Annotated in this window: 21 protein-coding genes; 10 read left to right on the top strand and 11 right to left on the bottom strand. The window is 66.8% G+C overall.

From position 1 onward, the window contains the following. Positions 1 to 2: 2 nt before the first annotated feature. The 4 genes from AB0M45_RS12605 to AB0M45_RS12590 all read left to right on the top strand — a co-directional run bounded on the left by AB0M45_RS12605 (position 3) and on the right by AB0M45_RS12590 (position 4,035). Positions 3 to 638, top strand: a complete 636-nt coding sequence (locus AB0M45_RS12605) for an HD domain-containing protein (RefSeq protein ID WP_364326688.1) — start codon at positions 3 to 5, stop codon at positions 636 to 638. Between the two features lie 186 nt (positions 639 to 824). After that, positions 825 to 1,286 (top strand): hypothetical protein, encoded by a 462-nt coding sequence (locus AB0M45_RS12600; protein ID WP_364326686.1) that lies wholly within the window; start codon positions 825 to 827, stop codon positions 1,284 to 1,286. 93 nt (positions 1,287 to 1,379) lie between these two features. Next, the gene (locus AB0M45_RS12595) at positions 1,380 to 2,621 is read left to right on the top strand and encodes an APC family permease (RefSeq protein ID WP_364326683.1); all 1,242 of its coding nucleotides are present in this window, start codon (positions 1,380 to 1,382) and stop codon (positions 2,619 to 2,621) included. Positions 2,622 to 2,685: 64 nt separating this feature from the next. Beyond that, positions 2,686 to 4,035, top strand: coding sequence for a serine hydrolase domain-containing protein (locus AB0M45_RS12590; RefSeq protein WP_364326680.1), 1,350 nt, complete (start codon positions 2,686 to 2,688; stop codon positions 4,033 to 4,035). 178 nt (positions 4,036 to 4,213) lie between these two features. On the opposite strand, the gene AB0M45_RS12585 is transcribed toward AB0M45_RS12590, so the two are convergent. From AB0M45_RS12585 to AB0M45_RS12570, 4 genes are all read right to left on the bottom strand, one after another. After that, positions 4,214 to 5,131, bottom strand: coding sequence for an aminotransferase class IV (locus AB0M45_RS12585; RefSeq protein WP_364326677.1), 918 nt, complete (start codon positions 5,129 to 5,131; stop codon positions 4,214 to 4,216). Between the two features lie 42 nt (positions 5,132 to 5,173). Next, the gene (locus tag AB0M45_RS12580) at positions 5,174 to 5,431 is read right to left on the bottom strand and encodes a Txe/YoeB family addiction module toxin (protein ID WP_364326674.1); all 258 of its coding nucleotides are present in this window, start codon (positions 5,429 to 5,431) and stop codon (positions 5,174 to 5,176) included. 108 nt (positions 5,432 to 5,539) lie between these two features. Then, on the bottom strand, positions 5,540 to 6,574 hold the full coding sequence (locus AB0M45_RS12575; RefSeq protein WP_364326671.1) for an aspartate-semialdehyde dehydrogenase: 1,035 nt from the start codon (positions 6,572 to 6,574) through the stop codon (positions 5,540 to 5,542). Positions 6,575 to 6,577: 3 nt separating this feature from the next. After that, entirely contained in the window at positions 6,578 to 7,843 is a 1,266-nt protein-coding gene (locus AB0M45_RS12570) for an aspartate kinase (protein WP_364326668.1), read from the bottom strand. 164 nt (positions 7,844 to 8,007) lie between these two features. Here AB0M45_RS12570 and AB0M45_RS12565 point away from each other — a divergent pair, with 164 nt between their 5' ends. Further along, complete coding sequence (locus tag AB0M45_RS12565) at positions 8,008 to 8,421, top strand: secondary thiamine-phosphate synthase enzyme YjbQ (RefSeq protein WP_364326665.1); 414 nt, start codon at positions 8,008 to 8,010, stop codon at positions 8,419 to 8,421. A 6-nt stretch (positions 8,422 to 8,427) separates the two neighbouring features. On the opposite strand, the gene AB0M45_RS12560 is transcribed toward AB0M45_RS12565, so the two are convergent. Beyond that, on the bottom strand, positions 8,428 to 9,003 hold the full coding sequence (locus AB0M45_RS12560) for a dihydrofolate reductase family protein (RefSeq protein ID WP_364326662.1): 576 nt from the start codon (positions 9,001 to 9,003) through the stop codon (positions 8,428 to 8,430). A 33-nt stretch (positions 9,004 to 9,036) separates the two neighbouring features. Continuing rightward, a complete protein-coding gene (locus tag AB0M45_RS12555) occupies positions 9,037 to 9,612 on the bottom strand; it encodes a dihydrofolate reductase family protein (protein WP_364326659.1) in 576 nt (191 codons plus the stop codon). A gap of 74 nt (positions 9,613 to 9,686) precedes the next feature. Between AB0M45_RS12555 and AB0M45_RS12550 the strand changes: the two genes are divergently transcribed. Both AB0M45_RS12550 and AB0M45_RS12545 read left to right on the top strand, forming a co-directional pair. Then, the gene (locus tag AB0M45_RS12550) at positions 9,687 to 10,265 is read left to right on the top strand and encodes a TetR family transcriptional regulator (protein ID WP_364326656.1); all 579 of its coding nucleotides are present in this window, start codon (positions 9,687 to 9,689) and stop codon (positions 10,263 to 10,265) included. 64 nt (positions 10,266 to 10,329) lie between these two features. Continuing rightward, positions 10,330 to 10,515 (top strand): DUF1918 domain-containing protein, encoded by a 186-nt coding sequence (locus AB0M45_RS12545; protein WP_040773002.1) that lies wholly within the window; start codon positions 10,330 to 10,332, stop codon positions 10,513 to 10,515. 130 nt (positions 10,516 to 10,645) lie between these two features. On the opposite strand, the gene AB0M45_RS12540 is transcribed toward AB0M45_RS12545, so the two are convergent. After that, on the bottom strand, positions 10,646 to 11,050 hold the full coding sequence (locus AB0M45_RS12540; RefSeq protein WP_364326651.1) for a sporulation protein: 405 nt from the start codon (positions 11,048 to 11,050) through the stop codon (positions 10,646 to 10,648). 261 nt (positions 11,051 to 11,311) lie between these two features. Between AB0M45_RS12540 and AB0M45_RS12535 the strand changes: the two genes are divergently transcribed. Further along, positions 11,312 to 11,770 (top strand): SRPBCC family protein, encoded by a 459-nt coding sequence (locus AB0M45_RS12535; protein WP_364326648.1) that lies wholly within the window; start codon positions 11,312 to 11,314, stop codon positions 11,768 to 11,770. A 103-nt stretch (positions 11,771 to 11,873) separates the two neighbouring features. Beyond that, positions 11,874 to 13,085 (top strand): low temperature requirement protein A, encoded by a 1,212-nt coding sequence (locus AB0M45_RS12530; protein WP_364326645.1) that lies wholly within the window; start codon positions 11,874 to 11,876, stop codon positions 13,083 to 13,085. Here the strand turns inward: AB0M45_RS12530 and AB0M45_RS12525 are convergent. From AB0M45_RS12525 to AB0M45_RS12510, 4 genes are all read right to left on the bottom strand, one after another. Continuing rightward, positions 13,063 to 13,938: an ion transporter gene (locus tag AB0M45_RS12525; RefSeq protein WP_364326642.1), complete on the bottom strand. Its 876-nt coding sequence runs from the start codon at positions 13,936 to 13,938 to the stop codon at positions 13,063 to 13,065. The two genes, AB0M45_RS12530 and AB0M45_RS12525, sit on opposite strands and share 23 nt — an antisense overlap. A gap of 133 nt (positions 13,939 to 14,071) precedes the next feature. Continuing rightward, the gene (locus AB0M45_RS12520) at positions 14,072 to 15,688 is read right to left on the bottom strand and encodes a GMC oxidoreductase (protein ID WP_364326639.1); all 1,617 of its coding nucleotides are present in this window, start codon (positions 15,686 to 15,688) and stop codon (positions 14,072 to 14,074) included. A gap of 76 nt (positions 15,689 to 15,764) precedes the next feature. After that, entirely contained in the window at positions 15,765 to 17,369 is a 1,605-nt protein-coding gene (locus AB0M45_RS12515) for an alpha/beta hydrolase (protein ID WP_364326636.1), read from the bottom strand. A 210-nt stretch (positions 17,370 to 17,579) separates the two neighbouring features. Further along, positions 17,580 to 18,347, bottom strand: coding sequence for a sulfite exporter TauE/SafE family protein (locus AB0M45_RS12510; protein WP_364326633.1), 768 nt, complete (start codon positions 18,345 to 18,347; stop codon positions 17,580 to 17,582). A 269-nt stretch (positions 18,348 to 18,616) separates the two neighbouring features. On the opposite strand from AB0M45_RS12510, the gene leuA reads away from it, so the two are divergent. Beyond that, positions 18,617 to 20,410, top strand: a complete 1,794-nt coding sequence (gene leuA / locus AB0M45_RS12505) for a 2-isopropylmalate synthase (protein ID WP_364326629.1) — start codon at positions 18,617 to 18,619, stop codon at positions 20,408 to 20,410. Positions 20,411 to 20,616 lie beyond the last annotated feature (206 nt).

Genomic DNA, 20,616 nt, shown 5'->3' with positions numbered 1-20,616 from the left:
TCATGGCCTTTCGTATTCAATTACCATCCAGTCGACTGGCTGATGCCGCTCTCGCGATCGTGCGCCGGTCGGAGGCCGAAGCGATCGTCAACCACAGCATCCGTAGCTATCTCTTCGCCGAGATGCTCGCCGACCACGAGGGCTTGCACGCCGATGCAGGCTATGACCGGGATCTGTTGGTCGCGGCCACGGTCATGCACGATCTCGGCACGGGCGAATTGGCTTCTGGCAAGGAACGTTTCGAGGTCGAGGGCGCCGATCTCGCCGCCGGAGTCCTCTCCGATCACGGTCTTCCGCAACCGGATGTCGACCGAGTGTGGGAGGCGATCGCGCTGCACACCTCGCCCGGGGTCGCCGAACGGCGCGGCGTCTTGGCGTACTTGACGGCAGAGGGCAGCAAGATGGACATCGGCTTCCACGCCCACCTGACCGAGTCGAATCAGGCAGCGATCCACGCCGCCTATCCTCGACTGCGGATGGTGAAAACGCTGACCGATGCGGTGGTCGACCATGCAGACAGATCGGAAACCGCGGCACCGATCTACTCGATGGAGTATCTATTCAGGCTCGAACGACGCGAGAATGGCGCCACACAGCTGGAGAGCCTGGTAGCAGGCCGGTCTCCCTGGGGCGAGTAGCGACCTCGGGAGACGTTCGCCGGTTGTGGGACCTGCCTGTTGGAGAACTCGTACAGGGGGCATCAACGTATGTGAGCCGGTTGGCCGTGGTTCTCTACCGGCACCGCTGATCAGCGACCACCCGAGAATCGCCAGATCCGTCAGGGTCATCCGGTGAGCTCACGACTTCGGATACACGACCCTGCGATGGGCGTATTCGCAAGAACACGGGGGTTCGCCTTCGCATCCGTCGAAGTCTTCGGCGAGGTGGACCAGCACGCAGGCGCCATCGGATCGCGTGAGTATCCACAACCACGGCTGCGGCTCGTCGCCGAAGCCGCAGAGGAGGTCGCAGCCGATCTGTGCTGCGAGCAGGACGACGAATCCTTGGTTGTCCAGGGCATCATGTCCGGATGGTGGCGGATCCGCACTGATCGAGAACGCTGCCGCGAAGTCCCCGCCGACCGGCCCGTATGTGCAGAAGACCGCGAAGGGGCCATCCCTCTGGACATCCCGGAGCGCCTGGTCGACCAGGTCGTCGCTGCTGACGAAGATATCCGAATCAGGGACTTCGAAGCATCGCCGCAAAAAGGTGCGGAGTTCCATCGTGTCGAGAGGACGAGTGCACAGCCCGTCGCATGCGATCACTCGACGAGCGTACTGGGCTGACGCCATGCAGTTCGTCTGACCGAGCTCGGTGCCGGTCTTCGCCGACTCGAGGCCGCCCTGCGTCAGCGACGAGAGTGCGGGAGGATGCACATCATGGCGTCGCACGATGGGACCTTGCACCGCAGGCTCGGACTCACCGATTCGGTGATCATCGGGCTCGGAGCGATGATCGGGGCGGGCATCTTCGCGGCGCTGGCGCCAGCGGCGGCCTCGGCCGGCAGCTGGTTGCTGCTCGCGCTGGCGGTGGCGGCGCTGCTCGCGTACTGCAATGCGATGTCGTCGGCGCGGCTGGCGGCGCGGTATCCGGTCTCCGGGGGAACGTACGTGTACGGGCGGGAGCGGCTCGGGCCGTTCTGGGGCTACCTCGCCGGGTGGGGATTCGTCGCGGGGAAGACTGCCTCATGTGCGGCAATGGCATTGACGGTCGGTAGTTACGCCTGGCCCGAGCAGGCGCATGCGGTGGCGGTTGGGGCGGTGGTGGCGATTACCGCGATCAACTACACGGGGGTGCAGAAATCGGCGTTGGCCACTCGGGTGCTCGTCGCGGTGGTGCTCGCGGTGCTCGCGGTGGTGGTCGTGGCCGGGGTGTTCGGAACGCACTCGGCGGCAAGGACATTGCCCGACCGGATCGGTCCGCGCGCCGTTCTCACGGCGGCCGGGCTGCTGTTCTTCGCGTTCGCCGGATACGCCCGCATCGCCACCCTCGGCGAGGAGGTGCGCGAACCGGAGCGCACCATTCCGCGCGCCGTCATGATCGCGCTCGGACTCGCTCTAGCGGTCTACGCGCTGGTGGCGGTCGCGGCGCTGAGCGTGCTCGGGTCCGCCGGACTGGCCCAGGCGACCGACCCGCTGGTGCGAGTGGTCACCGCGGCGGGCGTCCCGGCGGCGGCCCCGGTGGTGCGAATCGGCGCGGTGATCGCAGCGGCCGGATCGCTGCTGGCGCTGATCCTCGGTGTGTCCCGGACGGTGCTAGCCATGGCGCGGGACCGCTATCTGCCGGGTGCGCTGGCCGCGGTGCATCCGCGCTTCGGCGTGCCGCATCGCGCGGAAGTGGTGGTCGGCGCGGTCGTCGCGGTGATCGCCGCGGTCTTCGATCTGCGCGCGGCGATCGGCTTCTCCTCGTTCACGGTGCTCGGCTACTACCTGATCGCGAACATCTCCGCCGCAACACTGACCGCCGAGGAAAACCGCCCGCCCCGCTGGATTCCCATCGTCGGCGCGGCGGGCTGCGTCATTGTCGGATTCTCGCTGCCTCTCAGTTCCGTCCTCGCCGGACTCGGCACACTTGTCCTCGGCGCCGTGCTGTACGCGCTGCGTATGCGATCGCGTGGATAGGAACGAGCAAACCCTCCCGCCTGTTGAACGTGCGATCACATCCGGGAGCGCTAGCCTTTTTCACATGCGGCGTTTTGGTGGATTCCGAGCGGGAATCGCGGCGGTTTCGCTGGTAGCTGTCAATCTGCTGGTCGGGAGCGCACACGCCGCGCCCGATGATCAGGTGCGGTGCGCGGTTACCTCGAGCCGTGACCTGGAGCGGGCGGCGCCGGAGCAGGTCGGGTTGGATTCCGGGCGGCTGCAAGAAGCGTTGCGGTTCGTGGCCGGGCGAAACCGGTTCAACGTGCAGGTGTTCCGGCACAACTGCCTGATCGGCGAGGGGCTGACGAACAATCAGACCGATAACGTCGCGTGGAATATCTGGAGCGCGACCAAGAGCGTCGTCTCCGTGCTCACCGGAATCGCCTGGGACCAAGGCAAACTCGAACTCGACGCGCCGATCGACCGGTACCTGCCCCCCGGGCTCGGCGGCCCCGCGCACCGGTCTATCACCGTGGAGAATCTGCTCACCGAGACGTCGGGCATGCGGGTCGGAGTGGTGACCGAGGGCATCACCGGCGTGATCCCCATCGACCCGAACAGTGCGGTGCAGGCGCTCGGTGTGCCGCTGGACAATCCGCCGGGCACGGTCTTCACCTACAGCCAGCGCAATGTCGACCTCCTGGCTTACGTGCTCGAACTCACCGTGGGTGAACCACTGCAACAGTTCGCGCAGCGTGAATTGTTCGATCCGCTCGGCATTCCACGTGGTGACTACTACTGGGCCCGCGACCGCTCCGGACATACCTACGGCTACGCACACCTGATGATTCCGCCGAAGGATTTCGCGAAGCTCGGACTGCTGGTGAGCAACGACGGACGGTGGGGCGACCAGAGCATCGTCTCCGCCCAGTACCTGCGGAAGGCGCGCACGCCCTCGCCTGCGAACTCGTGCTATGGATACCTGTTCTGGCTAGGGCCCGGTTGCGCCGAGACCGCGGATTTCCTGCCCCGCGACGTCTACACGATGGCGGGCCTCGGGATGCAGAACGTCTTCATCATTCCGAGCTTGGATCTCACCGTGGTGTGGACCGGCGTCTTCGGAAATGTCAGCAGGCAGGGCGTAAGCGGGATCATCCAGAACACCCAGGAACTGCCCTATGAATTCTTCCGCAAGGTATTCGACGCGTTCGACGAGCGGCCGGTGCCGGACCCTGGCCCCTACATCGAGCCGCCGGTGCGGCTGGACCCTCGCCGCTTCGTCGACAACGACATCCTGATCGCGGTCTTCGGCCTCGGGCCAGCCGCCTACCCTGGCTGCAACGTCTTCGCCTGCCTGAATTACCCGCTGGACCCGCCATTCGCGGACAGCCCGCCGGGCTGCGCCATCGTGGCTTGCCTCGGGCCGGATCCACGCACCCCGGGCATCCGCTGAGCGGAACAAGCTCGATCGCACCCGCCGTTCTCGGACACCCGGGCAGCCGCTGGGCCGAACAAACTCGGTCGCACCCGCCGTTCTCGGACACCCGGGCAGCCGCTGGGCGGAATAACCCTCGGGCGCGCCGGTACCGTTTCTTGCCTGTCGACTTACCGCACCGTGCGGGTGCGCGCGGCTAAGCGGACAGATCCGTAACCCATCCGTGCACGTCGTCGGTGCGCAGCGCGGCGTAGTGGCGCTTGCGTAGCGCCTGCGAGATCGGCCCCGGTACGCCGTCGGCGATCAGGCGGCCGTCCACTTCCACGACCGGAGCCGCACCGGAAGACGTTCCGGTGACAAAGACTTCGTCGGCGATGTACAGCTCGGTGAGGTCCACGGAACGTTCCACCACCGGAATGCCGTCCTCGGCCGCCAGGGTGAGGACGGTCCTGCGGTTGATGCCGTCGAGGATGTCGCAGGACACATCCGGGGTGATCAGCGTGCCGCCCCGGACGAGGAAGATATTGGCCGCGCTGAGTTCGCAGACATGACCGTTGCCGTCCAGGAAGACACAGTCGTCGTAGCCGCTGTCGATCGCGTCCTGCTTGGCCAGGACCGAATTCACATACGCGCCATTGACCTTGGCGCGAGACGGGATGGCGTTGTCCGGAATGCGCCGCCACGGACTGGACTTCAGCCGCATCCCGTCCTGTGGGACGATCGGTACCGCGTCGTAGACGAATATGCTCACCTGGATCGCACAGCCACGCACCCGAGTGCCGGGAATGGATTCGACCACGTGCACCGTCGCCCGCACGAAGACATCCTCGGCGGGGGCGTTCGCCGCGACCAGTTCCACCACGGCGGCGCGAAACCTGGCGAAGTCCCACTCCACGGCGAACCGATCGATACCGATGATCTTGCACGACTCCTCGAGCCGCCGGAAATGATCATCCAGTCGAAACGCGGTCCGTGCCGCCCCCTCCACGTGCACCGGGAAGACGGTGTAGACGCTCAGTCCGTACAACACCGCAGACGAGGCGATACCGACCACGGCCGCATCGGCCGCAACGATCCGGTCGCCGAGATACACGTGGGGATGAGGGTTGACCATCGCCGCAGGCTAACAGCGCGACGGCCGGGCGGGCGAACCTATTTATCGGTAGCGCTTGCCGACCTTGGCGATCCAGAGCGCATCATCCACCACTCGATAGACGATGCGGTGTTCCTGCGTGATTCGACGGGACCAGTAACCCGCCAGGTCATGCTTCAACGGCTCGGGCTTGCCGATGCCTTCGAGAGGATCGGACAGGGTCGCCTTGATCAGCACGTTGACCTTCTTCAGCACAACACGGTCGTGCTGAAACCACGCCGAGTATTCCTCCCATGCGGACTCGGAAAAGACGACCTTCATTCGATGAGGTCGCGTTCGACACCGCCACCGTTCTCGAGTTCCTGGATCGATCGACGTAGGCGCGCCCCATCGCGCCCGCTCAACAACTCGACGGTCTTCGCCGGATATTCAGCGGTTGCTGAGCAGCACCTCGGCGATCTGAATCGTGTTGAGGGCGGCGCCCTTTCGTAGGTTGTCGCCGGAGATGAACAGCGCGAGACCGCGACCGTCGGGAACGCCGGGGTCTTGGCGAATGCGGCCGACGAGGGAATCGTCGATACCGGCCGCGGCCAACGGGTTCGGCACATCGACCAGCTTGACGCCGGGGGCCTTGGCCAGGATTTCCTTGGCGTGCTCGACGGAGAGCGGCTCGGCGAACTCGGCGTTCACCGACAGCGAGTGACCAGTGAAGACCGGGACGCGCACGCAGGTACCGCTCACCGCGAGATCCGGGATGCCAAGGATCTTGCGGCTCTCGTTGCGCAGCTTCTGATCCTCGTCGGTCTCGCCGGAGCCGTCGTCGACCAGCGAACCGGCCAGCGGAAGCACGTTGAACGCGATCGGCGCGACGTACTTGTTCGGCGCGGGGAAGTCGACGGCGCGGCCGTCTTGGGTCAGCTTCTCGGCATCATCGATCACCGCGCGCGCCTGACCGACCAGCTCCTCGACACCGGCCAGGCCGCTGCCGGACACCGCCTGGTAGCTGGACACGATCAGGCGGCGCAGACCCGCGATGTCGTGCAGCGGCTTGAGCACCGGCATGGCCGCCATCGTGGTGCAGTTCGGATTGGCGATGATGCCCTTGACCAGGTTGCGCGTCTGTTCCGGGTTCACCTCGCTGACCACCAGCGGGACTTCGGGGTCCTTGCGCCAAGCCGACGAATTGTCGATCACGGTGACACCAGCCGCCGCGAAACGCGGGGCCTGCACCCGGGACATGGTGGCCCCGGCGGAGAACAGCGCGATGTCCAAGCCGGACGGATCGGCGGTCTCGGTGTCCTCGACGACGATCTCGCGGCCGCGCCACGGCAGCGTCTTGCCCGCCGAACGCGCGGACGCGAAGAACCGCACCTCGTCGGCGGGGAAGTTGCGCTCGTCCAGCAGTTTCCGCATGACGGCGCCGACCTGTCCGGTCGCGCCGACGACTCCTACCCGAATGCCCATGGCCTATCGCCCCGTTCCCGCGTGGACCACCGCGACCTCGTCGCCGCCGAGGTCGAACGCCTTGTGCAGCACCTTGACCGCCTCGTCCAGTTCGGTGTCCTTGACCAGGACCGAAATCCGGATCTCCGAGGTGGAGATCAGATCGATGTTCACACCCGCCTTGGCCAGCGCCTCACAGAACGTGGCGGTGACCCCGGGATGGCTCTTCATGCCCGCGCCGACCAGCGACACCTTGCCGATGTGGTCGTCGTAGAGCACCTGGGAGAAACCGATGTCGTCCTGGCGCTTGGTCAGCATCTCGACGGCGCGGGCGCCCTCGGTCTTGGGCAGCGTGAAGGTGATGTCGGTCTTGCCGGTCTCGACCTTCGAGATGTTCTGCAGGACCATGTCGATGTTGATCTCGGCGTCGGCGACGGCACGGAACACCTTGGCGGCGTAACCCGGCTCGTCCGGCAGCCCGACCACGGTCACCTTGGCCTCGCTGCGGTCATGTGCGACGCCGGTGAGGATTGCTTGCTCCAAGGGGATGTCCTCCATCGATCCAGAAACGTAGGTGCCCCGCTTGTCGGTGTAGGACGAGCGCACATGCACGGGCACGTTGTAGCGGCGGGCGTATTCGACGCAGCGCAGCATCAGCACCTTGGCGCCGCAGGCCGCCAGTTCCAGCATCTCCTCATAGGAGACCTGCTCGAGCCGCTGCGCGTCGGGCACGATCCGCGGGTCGGCGGTGAAGACGCCGTCCACGTCGGTGTAGATCTCGCAGACGTCCGCGTTCAGCGCGGCGGCCAGCGCGACCGCGGTGGTGTCCGAACCGCCGCGGCCCAGCGTGGTGACGTCCCTGCTGTCCTGGCTGACGCCCTGGAAGCCGGCGACCAGCACGACGAGGCCCTCGTCCAGCGCGTCCCGGACACGGCCGGGCGTGACGTCGATGATCTTGGCGTTGCCGTGCGCGCCCGTGGTGATCACGCCGGCCTGCGAGCCGGTGAACGAGCGGGCCTCGGCGCCGAGGGAGTGGATGGCCATGGCGACCAGCGCGTTGGAGATGCGCTCGCCCGAAGTGAGCAGCATGTCCATCTCACGGGCGGGCGGCGCCGGCGCCACCTGCTGCGCGAGATCGAGCAGCTCGTCGGTGGTGTCGCCCATGGCGGAGCAGACGACCACCACGTCGTGGCCCTGCTTCTTGGTCTCCACGATCCGTTCAGCGACGCGCCGGATGCGCTCGGCGGTCGCCACCGAGGATCCTCCGTACTTCTGAACCACGAGAGCCACGACAGGGTCCTCCAAGATCGACAACAAACTGGTAACAGTCATCCAGACTACCGGCCGGGTGCCAGCGGTTTTGCCGATACCTACCCGGCTTGTGCAAAAACCCACAGCCGCATCCCATCCCGGGCAGGCCGCGCGGCCCGCGCGCGATGAGGGACCATGAGCTTATGAAGAGCACGCTGCTCGACGTGAGAACGGGCCACAGCGAGGTGGTGCAGGACATCACACCGCAGTGCGCGACATTCGTCCGCGAAGCGGGCGGCGACGGGCTGCTGCACGTCTTCGTACCGCACGCCACCGCGGGGATCGCGATCATGGAATTGGGCGCACGCAGCGACGACGACCTGCTGGCCGCGCTGCGCGAGCTGCTGCCCGCCGACGACCGATGGCGGCACGCGCACGGCTCCCGCGGCCACGGGCGCTCACACGTGATGCCCGCACTGATCCCGCCGTACGCGACGGTCCCGGTGCTCGGCGGGAAGCTGGCCCTCGGCACCTGGCAGTCGATCGCGCTGGTTGATCTCAATATCGACAACCCCGACCGCCAGGTACGGCTGTCGTTCCTCTCCGACGCCGGCTGAGCAGGCTCAGGCCCTGGTGAACCAGCTGACCTGAACGCCGTTGCCGAACTGCTTGCGCTCGGTGGGGCGGAACTGCGTGGGACGGAACTCGCCCGCGAACCCGGGAACGCCGGTGCCCGCGACCACCGGATAACTCTTGATCACCAGCTCATCGATCTCCTCCAGCAGCGCTGCGGCGAACTTGCCGCCGCCCGCCAGCCAGATGTCCATGCCGTCCTGCCGCTTGAGTTCGCGGACCAGGCCGACCGGATCACGCTCGACCAACTCGACGCCCGGATCATCGATCCGGCCCAGCGTGCTCGACACCACGTACTGCTTCATGTGTGCGTACGGGCTGGTCACGCCAATGGACAGGGCCGGATCGTAGGTGCCGCGACCCATCACGAGCGTGTCGAATTTCTGGTTCGGCGCGTCCACGTCGAGCCCGACGTGGGGGCGCACGTGGGTGGGCAGCGTCTCCGGATACTCCGCGCGCATCCATTCCCACATGTCGTCTGCTACCGGGTAGAAGTCGATTTCGCCATCCGGGCCCGCGATGTAGCCGTCGAGTGAAACACCGACGAAGTAGACGAGTTTTCGCATGGGATTACCTCTTTCTGTGGATTTCGGTGGCGGTCAGGCGCGGGTGAACCAGGTGACCTGCGCGACGTTGCCGAATTCCTTGCGCTGAGCTGGAGTGAACAGCGTCGGACGGAACGCGCCGGAGAACACGGACACGCCGCCGCCCGCGACGACCGGGTAGCTCTTGATGATCATCTCGTCGATCTCGCCGAGCAGTTCGGCGGCGAGCTTGCCGCCGCCGACGAGCCAGATGTCCCCACCCTCGGCCCGCTTCAGCCCCCGCACGAGCTCGACGGGGTCGCGTTCGACCACCTCGATGGCCGGATCGTCGACTGGACCGAGCGTGCTGGACACCACGTACTGCTTCATGTGCGCGTACGGGCTGGTCACACCGAGGGACAACGCGGGCTCGTAGCTGCCCCTGCCCATCACCGCGGTGTCGAACCGCTTGTTCGGCTCATCCACCGCCATTCCAGCCTGCGTACGCAGGAAGCTGGGCACGAACTCCGGATATTCGCCGATGGCCCAGGCCGTCATCGCGTCGTCGAGAGGGTAGAAGTCGAACTCCCCCGCGGGGCCTGCAATGTAGCCGTCGAGCGACACACCCACGTAGTAGACAAGCTTTCGCATACCTATACCGCCTAACACGTTGTACTCTGTCTGTAGTGATTTGAAATGTAGTACTACGACTGGAGTGGTGTCAAGTGCGGACCAACCCGGAGCGACGACAGGCGCTGGTGGACGCGGCGATCGAAGTTCTTGCGCGCGACGGCGCACGCGGACTGACCTTTCGCGCGGTGGACAAAGAGGCCGCCGTACCAGCGGGCACGGCGTCGAACTACTTCGCCAATCGCGACGACCTGCTGACCCAGGCCGGCGGCCGGTTCTACGAGCGGCTACAACCGAGTGAAGCGACCATGGCCAAGCTGACCGAGGGGCCGAAGACCCGTGCGAATATCACCGAGCTGATGCGGGAGACGGTCGGGCGCATCGAAGCCTTCCGCACCGGCTACCTGGCCCTGCTCGAATTGCGACTGGAGGCGACTCGGCGACACGAGCTTCGCGCCGTGCTGACCGAGCGTGTGCGCCAGGACATCGAGTTCAACGTGCGCAACCACCTCGAGTCCGGCCTGCCCGGCGACGAGAAATCAGTGCTACTGCTCTATCTGGCACTGAACTGGTTGATCGTGGATCGGCTCACCCTGCCCGAGGTGTTCACCGAGGAACAGAGCCAGGCATTGATCGAGGCCGCCGTCGAGCGGGTCATCGGCGGAGACGAATGAATCGACTCGCCCACAGCTTCGCGGAACGGTTGTGACGCGCAGCACTCCGTTCGATAATGGGGCGATGATCGCACATGTAGGAGATCGACTCTGCGTACACGGACACGTGGTGGGAGAAGTGGATCACCTGGCCGAGATCATCGAGGTCCGCGGCCCGGACGGGACGCCGCCCTACTTGGTGCGCTACTCCGACGGTCACGAGTCTTTGGTGTATCCAGGACCTGATGCGGTGGTCGAGCCCGCCAACTGAACGCCACGCCGGATCGAGCGCTAGGCCGCTACCTCGCCTGCGCTCGGTCCGGCGCAGGCTACGGACGGACTTCGTCCGGCAGCGCCCTTCATGCGGCTACTCGCCTGCGCTCGGTCCGGCGCTGCCGCGGCTACCACCCCTTCGTCGCCCGGCGCAGGCTACGGACGAACCGCGTCGGGATGCGCCCGTCAGTCGTGTAGCGAACGCGGCGCGCCAGCGCAAAAGCGAGGATTCCCGCGATCAGCACCTTGCCGGCCGTCTCGATGATCGCGTTGACGTCCACGGCCGGGTGCCAGGTGAGTCGACCGTCGCGCAGGACGTACGCGCCGACGGGCTTGGCGCCCACACCGAACGCCACTCCTTCGCCCCCGCCCTCCCCCTGGCCATCTTTTCCGCCACCGCCGCCACCGCCACCGCCGCCTCCGAGCGAGGCGGCGGGAATGATCACTGCCCCATTGGATTCGTACGGCTCCCCGTAGACCCGGCGAACCGTGATCGTGTCCCGCACCTGCGCCAGCAGTTCGGCGTACTTCATGACAACCTCCCACCCGTGCCGACGGAGTCGGACAGCGACGATCTTTTCGATCCGATCGTATGCGAGCGGGCCGAGCGCGAGCCCTTCCACACGAAACCTGCTACTCGGAAGTTGTTCGGGCAGTGGCCAATCCCCGATCTCGAGCAGATAACGGCACGTTATCCGTGGTAATCGAGAATCGCGCCAGCGGTCAGGTTGACGACGCCGACAAATGGCGGCGACAATCGGCCGACTTGTCCACGTGGGGGTCGGAGGTATGCCATGCGCACCAAAACAGATATCCGATTCCTCGTCGACATCGCCCCCGAACAGGTCATGGACGCCCTGATTGCGGTCGAATCACTACCGGAATGGTCGTCCTCCTACAGCGACGTGCGGGTCGCGACGCGCGATCGGTGGCGCAGGCCGCGACGCGTCTTCGTCAAGGCGGAGCTGCTCGGCAGCGCGGACCTGCAAGTGCTGGAATACGATTGGACCGATGACCGGTGCTCATGGATCGTCGCCGACAGCACTCGCGGCGTCCGGGGCGGCGGCTGGTTCGAGGTGTCCGAGAGCGTCGACGGCACGCACGTCTGGTACCACGTCGAGCTGTATCTACCCCTCCCGATTCCCGGCTTTCTGCTCAAACGCACGGTCCGCAAGGCCAATGAAGTAGTGGTGGAGTGCTTCATCGATTTCGCCGAGCATTTCCCGGAACCGGAAACCTATCAACACATATAGCCAAAGCAAATAACTGCCCGCGGCGCTGCGCTCTGCGCGAAATCGCCGGGCCCGCCACGCGGCGAACCGGCGCCGAACCGGCCGGAGTGCGACGATATGCACCATGATCGGTACCAAGCGGGTTCGGTTCCAACCGACGGCGGAAGGCGCATCGGTAACCCAGCTCGAGCTGTTTTTCGACCTCGTGCTCGTCTTCGCGTTCACCATGGTCACCGGCCTCGTCGCCGAAGAGCCCAGCGCGAAGAACATGCTGCGCGCCTTGCTGGTACTCGCGGTGATGTGGTGGTTGTGGATCGCTTACTCCTGGCTCGGCAACGTGGTCCGCGCCGACGAGGGCATCGCACGGATCGCGATGTTCGTGGCCATGGGCGGCGGCTTCCTCGCCGCACTCACCATTCCCGAGGCATTCGACGACCTGCCCGGCGGCTGGTTCGGCCCGCTGGTCTTCGCCATCGCCTACTTGATCGTCCGATTGGTACATGTCGGGATGTTCTGGCTGGCCAGCGCCGAGGACTCACGCCTGCGGAACCAGGTGCTGCGCTGGGCGCTCGGGTCGATCAGCATCGGCACCACACTGCTGGTCATCGCCGCGATGACGTCCGGCGTCGTGCAGATCGCGCTGTGGATCGCCGCCGTCGCGGGCGACTACCTGTGGACGCTGTTCGCGGGGACCGATTGGCGGTTGAATTCGGCCAGGCATTTCGTCGAGCGGTACGGGCTCATCATCATCGTCGCGCTCGGTGAATCCATCGTCTCGATCGGCATCGGGGTGGCCGGACTGCCGATCTCCTGGCCGATCGTGCTCGGCTCGATGCTCGGTCTCGCCATTTCCGGTCTGCTGTGGTGGGCGTATTTCGACGTCGCCGCCCTATCGGTGGAGCACGAGCTCGTGCGCGCCGAAGGCACACGTCAGATCAAGATCGCGACGGGTTCCTACACCTTTTGGCATTTTCCGATGATCGTCGGGATCATCGCGCTGTCGCTCGGGCTGAAGAAGGTGCTCTACTACGTCGGCGACTCCTCGCACCACACCCTGCAAGACGCGCTCTACGGAATTCCGCTGTACGCCCTCTACGGTGGTGTCGCGCTGTATTTGATCGCGCTCGTGGGGTTCAAGCACTACGCCACGGGCGCCGTCACGGTGCCCCGGGTGGTCGCCGCGGCGGTGCTGCTCGCGCTCATCCCGCTGGCCTGCGCGCTGCCCGCGCTGGCGTCACTGTCCCTGCTGTGCGTGCTCCTGATCGGGCTGATCGCTTGGGAGACCGTTCGATTCGCGCAGCCGAGAGACGAGATCAGGCACGCGGCAGCCGACTGAGCTGGTGCCGCACGCCGTTCTCGGGCGGCGTCGGGCCGTACGCGGACGGCGGCACCCGGACGCCGTCGCGGACCGCGTCGCGGATCTGATCGATGTTCTCCCGCAACATGTCCGAGACGAGTTCGTCGGTCCGCGGGTCTTCCAGCACCTGGAACACGATGCGGAACGTGGTGTCGGCGATCAGCCGGATGATGTCGTCGTGGAACGGGATGTAGCGCACCCGGCCCGCCTGCGGGTCCTTCTTGATCAGTTCGAGGATCATCTCGTCCAGTTCGGCGCGGTTCTCCTCCAGTGCCGCCGCGATGTTGCGGGTGTAGTGGCCGGTGCGCAGCACGTGCGCCACCTCGTCCATCACCGCGATCGTCATCGGACGGCGGATGGTGTCCACGATGGTCGCCACGAAGTGGTTCACCACCGCGGCCGTCACGCGGTCGCCGAACACCCGGTCGGCCACCCGGGCGAGGCGGACGATGATCACCACGATCCGCAGCAGCCGGAAACCGCGGAAGAACGGGCTGGTCACCGGGATCATGCCGAGGACTTCGTACCAGTAGACGAGCGGGAAGGTCCACGGCCAGCCCGCGCGGCGCCAGCGCCACAGGAACTCCGCGGCGAACACCGCGCACAACGACCAGTCGACGAACACGATCACGCGGTAGGTGTGCCCGGAGACCGGGAAGAAGGTGATCCAGACGACCAGCGCCACCGAGACGATGGCCAGCGCCAGCATCACGAAATCGGTCCACAGCTGGGGCGGCTTGCGCGGATACTCCTGCGGGTGCGGTGCTTCCCGCAGACCGTATCGCTCGAGAGACGAGCCATCGAGGCCCGAGCGGGGGGTTGGAGCGGACACTGCGGATCCCTTCGACGCCGAACGGTGCCCCGACAGTAGTACGCGGCAAGCACGCTCGGCACGGTTGAGGAGAACACCGCGCACGGCCGGAGCGAAGGCGGAGGTACGTCTACGGGAAGCGGCGCCGACGCGATCAGCGACCGGCGCGGACGATCGCCTCGATATTGCGTTCGGCCAGTGCGGCGATGGTGAGCGACGGGTTGACCGTTCCCGTGCTGCCGGGCACCGCGGCGCCATCCATCACGTACAGCCCGGGGTGGCCGTGCACGCGCCCGTAGTTGTCGGTGGCCCGCCCCAGCACCGCGCCGCCGAGCGGATGCGCGGTGAACAACGCGTTCGCGTCATAGCCGAGAGCGCCGTATTCGACGAGCGCGCCCGCGCGTTCGGCGATCCGGTGGTCGACCGCGCGCGCCGCGGCCACGATGTCGTCGCGGTTCTTCGCCGACCAACTGAGCCCGACGCCGTTCGTGGCCCGGTTGTAGCCGAACCGGGTGCGGGTCGGGTCGAGCACCATGCCGAGCGAGGCCAGCGCGCCGGTCTCGAACGGAATACCGGGGATGTACCAGCTCTCCAGGGTCAGCGGCACACCGGATTCGTCGAAGATCCGGCTCGCGCTCGGCACGCCTTGGCCGTGCCCGGCCAGCACGCTCGCGCCACGGGCGAGCACCACGTCGCCGTTGGTACCCCAGCCGTCGCCGATGTGCTCGTTCAGGCGGGGCAGCGCACCGGTGGCCTGGGCGCGTACCAGCAGCTCGGAGGTACCGATCGAACCCGCGCCGAGGAACAGCCGATCGCAGGTGAGTGTGCGGGTGGCCAGCACCTCACCAGTGGGCGACAGCTTCGCCACGGTGACCGCGTAGCGGTCGCCATCCTGCGCGATGGCGTCGACGCGGTGGCCGGGGAAGATCGCACAGCGGCCGGTGTTCTGCGCGTACCCCAAGTAGTTCTGATTCAGGTCGAATTTGGCGCCGTTGGAGTTGCCCAGATTGCTCCTGGCCGCGGTGGCCGAAGGCCGTGTGGCTCCGGCGAGTTCGCCGCGCAGGATGTCCCAGTTGAAGATCGAGTCGTTCGGCTGCGGGTGGTAGCCCGCCTTGCGCACCTGGTCGTCCCAGGCGCGGGAGTGCGTGAACGGCGAGGAGTGGTAGATGTCCGCTGGCATCGCGCTCAGCCGCAGCATCTGCCGCACCCGCGGGTAGTAGACGCGCTCCATCTCGCCGTAGTCGACGGTGCCACCGAAGACGTGGTCGAAGAAACGGCGTTCCGGGGCGACCATGGCTCCACTGAAGATCACCGAGCCGCCGCCGACCGCCGCCGCCCGCCAGACATCGATGCCCGGGTATTCCGTGCAGTCCAGCACGCCGCCGAAGCTGGCGAACCGCATCGGTACCTTGGTGACGCCGGTGAAGTGGGTGCGGTGCCAGAAGCCGCGACCGTCGGGCAGGTCGTCGCCGGTGAAGATCTCCCGCCACGGGTCGTTCGGCCAGCGTGAACCGCGTTCCAGCACGGTGGTGGCGATCCCGGCCTCGGCAAGGCGAAGCGCGGTGACCGCGGCGCCGAAGCCTGAGCCGATGACTATCGCGGGCGAGTGCTGCGGTGGATCGGGAAGGGGCGCAAAGATTTCCGGTACCCACCCGCGGAACAAGGCCTCCCAGGCCGGGTCCGTGGACGCCGCGCTCGTACCGGCCATCGTTCCCACAGCACCGAGCAGCGCGGCCGTGCCCGCCGCCTTGAACAAGGCACGTCTACGCACCAGTCACCTTTCATCATCACGCCTAGCGTGCGCAGACTACCGGTATTCCCGTTTTGTGAACAGATATCCGATTTTGCTATCGACCGAACGGCGTCTCGTCGGCGCGGCAGGTGGCCCCCGGAGCGGGCAGCTGCACGTCGATGAGGTAGCGCTCCCGCAGCTTCCGGGTGCAGTCGTTGAGCGGGGTGTGCCCATACCCGCCGTCCACGACGACCAGCCTGGCGTTCACCAATTCCTGCTGTGCGCGCCGTGCGGCGGTCAGCGGGGTGACCGGATCGAATCGGTTGTTGACCAGCAGGGCAGGGGTGTCCGAGCGCAGGATCCACGGTCCGGTGTAGCGCTGGCCATATCCCTCGGGCGGTGCTGGCCAAGACGCGCAGGCTTGGTGCATATACAGCCAGAACGCGCCGTAGGTGGGGCTGATGGCGGCGAGATCCCTTGCCAGCGTCGGCCATTGGTCGGGATCACGCGGGAAGGTGTTGTCCGCGCACGAGATCGCGGTGAACGAATCCAGGAAGTCGTCCGTGGCCGCCGTTGTCGTCAAGATCTCGTGCACGGCGTCCGGGTTGCCCTGCGGACCGCGCTCCAGCTCGGCGAGCAATCCGGCCAGCGCGGGCCAGCCCTCTTTCGGGTCGTACAGCAGCAGCGCGTGCGATGACATCGCCTCGGAGTAGGTGACCGTGCGCGCCCGCTCGCCCGTCCCGACCACGATCGGTGCCTCCCGAAGCCGTTGCAGTACAGCGTCGTTGCGGGCACGCAGACCGGTACTACCCTGTGCTACGGCTTCGTTCGAGCCGCTCTCGGGCGCGAAGGCGCAGCGCGGCCGTCCCGCCTCCGCGCACAGTCGCAGGAACTCGCTCAGTACCTGCTCGGTACCGGCGGCGGTGCTCTCGATCGAGCTTCGCGTGTCGTTGGTGTACGCGTTCGGGTCGATCAGCGAAGGCAGGTGCAGCGCGCGTACCCGGTCGCCGAACAGCGCGCCGTACACCTGGCCCAGATAGCTTGCGTAGGAACCGCCTTCGTACGTCAGCCGCGGTTCGCCGACCGCGCGGCGCAGCAGGTCGAGATCGCGCGCGACATCGACGGTGGTGAGGTGCCCGAGCAGCTCGCCGCCGTGCTCGGCACATCCCGCCGCCAGCTCGCGGCTCGCCGCGGCGGCGGCGCGCTCCTGTTCCGGATTCGCCGGCGGCAACCACGCTCCAGACCAGAATTGTTGCTGCTGTTCGGCATTCGGGAAACACCGGACCTGGCCACTGCGACCGACGCCACGCTGGTCGAAGGTGATCACGTCGAACCGGCGCGCGATCTCGCCGCCGGACAGCTCCCCCTCCGCCGCCCAGCGCAATCCCGAACCGCCTGGACCGCCGACCGCGGCGAACAACGTGCCGATCCGCCGATCCGGGTCGGTAGCCCGCTGCCGCACGACCGCGAGCGGAAGGGTCGGGCCGTCGGAACGGGCGTAGTCCACCGGCACGGCCGCGGTCGCGCACTCGAACTTGCTCAGCCGCGGTTCCGCGCACGGCGCCCAGTCCAGCCGCGGTGTCGGCGCCGCATCGGCCTGTGCGACCAGATCGGCGACAGCCGACTCCTGGCGGCTCGGCGTTCCGGCACAGCCGCTCACCGCCGGTAGCACGATGACGAGAGCGACGACGACCAACTTCCAGCTACGCACGGAGATCATCCTGTGCCCACACACGGGCGGGCGTCGTCCTCCTCAGGGCTGACATCGGACCCTGAGATTCCCCGGCCGCCCCCTGAAAGACGCAGCCGGACGAAGTCCGCCCCCACCCCGCGCCGGACCGAGCGGAGGCTGAGGCAGCCGCATGAAAGACGCAGCCGGACGAAGTCCGTCCACAGCCCGCGCCGGGCCGAGCGGAGGCGAGGCAGCCGCTTATGACGTCACCAGTCGGACCACCGCGATCAGACCGACCACGACGATGACCGCGCGCAACACGGTCGGCGGCATCCGCCTGCCCATCTTGGCACCGAGCTGGCCACCGATGATCGAACCCAGCGCGATCAGCGCGGCCGCCCGCCAGTCCACGTCCGCGATCACGATGAAGATCACCGCGGACACGGCGTTCACGATCAACGCGAGCGCGTTCTTCGTCCCGTTGAGGCGCTGGATGTCGTCGTGCACGAAGACGCCGAGCAACCCGATCAGCAGTACGCCCTGCGCGGCGCCGAAGTACCCGCCGTAGACACCGGCCGCGTAGATCGCGGCGAAGAGGATGGCGCCGCCGTGCTCCGGGACCGGCGCGCCGTCGTTCTCCCGCCTGCGCTTCACCCAGCTCGCCAGCCGCGGCTGCACCACGACCAAAACCAACGCCAAAGCGATCAGCACCGGTACGATCGCCTTGAACGCCGCGGGCGGAAGCACGAGCAGCAGTACCGCCCCCGTGATGCCGCCGAGCAGCGACGCGGTGCCCAGCCGCAGCAGCCGGTCCCGCTGCCCGGCGAGTTCGCGGCGGTAGCCGTGCACACCACTGAGCGAACCGGGGACCAGGCCTATGGTGTTGGACACATTCGCGGTCACCGGCGGCAAGCCGAAGGCGAGCAATACCGGAAAAGTGATCAAAGTGCCCGAGCCGACGATCGTGTTGATTCCGCCCGCCGCGATGCCAGCACCGAAGACGGCCAATTGCTCCAGCCAGGTCATAGCTATCCTTCGACGTCCCGTCGGACCCCTGGGCCCGTACAAGCGTGTCCACTATCGGACCGAACCGTAGCGGGTCATCGGATCACCCGACGACGGCACCACTCTTCCCGGCGGTAGGACGGCACGGTAAACTCGCGGACATCATGCAGCGGGCACTTCTTCTCGACCGCCGCGACGGGGTCTGATCGGACCGGCTCCCGTCGCGGGGTTTTGCCGCGCCGGTCGACCCAGCCCTATGGGAAAAACCACACCCCACGGAGAGACTCCCCATGTCCCCTGCTGACGCGTTCGTTTCCGGTGCGAGGACCATCACGGCGCCGAGCAAACCCGCTCCCGCCGGCCAGCCGGCCTGGAACAAGCAGAAGAACTCCTCCATGCCGGCCTTCCGCTATCGGCCCTTCGCCGAGGAGGTCGAGCCGATCAGTGTGCCCGACCGCACCTGGCCGGAGAAGGTCATCGACACCGCGCCCGGCTGGTGCGCGGTCGACCTGCGCGACGGTAACCAGGCGCTGATCGACCCGATGAGCCCGGCTCGCAAGCGCCGCATGTTCGATCTGCTGGTGCGGATGGGTTACAAGGAGATCGAGGTCGGCTTCCCCTCGGCGAGCCAGACCGACTTCGATTTCGTCCGCGAGATCATCGAGGACGGCGCGATCCCCGACGACGTGACCATCCAGGTGCTGACCCAGTGTCGCCCCGAGCTGATCGAACGCACCTTCGAGGCCTGCGCCGGCGCGCAGAACGTCATCGTCCACTTCTACAACTCGACCTCGATCCTGCAGCGGAAAGTGGTGTTCCGCGCCGATCGCGCGGCGGTCAAGAAGATCGCGACCGACGCCGCGGCGCTGTGCCTGGAGATCGAGAAGCGCTACCCGGACACCAACTGGCGGTACGAGTACAGCCCGGAGTCCTACACCGGCACCGAGTTGGAGTACGCCAAGGATGTGTGCGACGCGGTCTCGGAGATCATCGCGCCGACACCGGACAAGCCGCTGATCATCAACCTGCCCGCCACCGTGGAGATGGCGACGCCGAACGTCTACGCCGACTCGATCGAGTGGATGAGCCGCAACCTGGCCCGTCGCGACGCGATCGTGCTGTCGCTGCACCCGCACAACGACCGCGGTACCGCCGTGGCCGCCGCCGAGCTGGGCTTTCAGGCCGGCGCCGACCGGATCGAGGGTTGCCTGTTCAGCAACGGCGAGCGCACCGGAAATGTGTGCCTGGTCACGCTGGGGATGAACCTGTTCTCCCGCGGCATCGATCCGCAGATCAACTTCTCCGACATCGATGAGATCCGCCGCACCGTCGAATACTGCAACCAGTTGCCCGTGCACGAGCGCCACCCCTACGGCGGCGATCTGGTCTACACCGCGTTCTCCGGCAGCCACCAGGACGCGATCAACAAAGGCTTGGACGCGATGAAGGCCACGGCCGACGCGTCCGGCGCGGACGTCGCCGACATCGTGTGGGAAGTGCCCTACCTGCCGATCGATCCGAAGGACGTCGGCCGCACCTACGAGGCGGTCATCCGGGTCAACTCGCAGTCCGGCAAGGGTGGCGTCGCCTACATCATGAAGACCGATCACGGGCTGGCGCTGCCGCGACGTCTGCAGATCGAGTTCTCCCAAGCGATCCAGCGGATCACCGACGGCGAGGGCGGCGAGGTGACGCCCAAGGAGATGTGGGACGTCTTCTCCGAGGAGTACCTGAGCCCGATCCGTCCGCTGGAGCGGATGCGCCAGCGGGTCATCGCGTCGGAGACCGACGGCGGGGTCGACTCGATCGTGGCGGTGGTGAAGGTCGACGGCGTCGAGCAGGAGATCACCGGCAAGGGCAACGGACCGCTGGCCGCGTTCGTCGACGCGATCGCAAGCGTCGGCTACGACGTCGAGGTCTTGGACTACTCCGAGCACGCGATGTCCGCGGGCGACGACGCGCAGGCCGCCGCTTACGTGGAATGCGCGATCGGCGACAAGGTGGTGTGGGGCGTCGGCATCGCCACCTCGATCACCACCGCGTCGCTGCGTGCGGTGGTGTCGGCGGTCAACCGGGCGCACTGAGCGAGTAGCACGGCCGGAGCGAAGGCGGAGTACGCATCAAGGACGCAGTCGGACGTAGTCCGTCTCGAGCCTGCGCATGGCCGGAGCGAAGGCGGAGGTACGCCTGTCCCGGAACGTGTCCGGCGAGGGCGCCGCGGCGGTTCGTCCGCCCGGCGCCCGATCTCGCTGTCGCAGACCATTTGTCGATGGCGTGTCGCTCGGCGCGG

Origin of the sequence: Nocardia sp. NPDC051787, from assembly GCF_040681325.1 — a bacterium.
GTDB lineage: Bacteria > Actinomycetota > Actinomycetes > Mycobacteriales > Mycobacteriaceae > Nocardia.
This window is presented reverse-complemented; position numbering and strand designations above follow the sequence as displayed.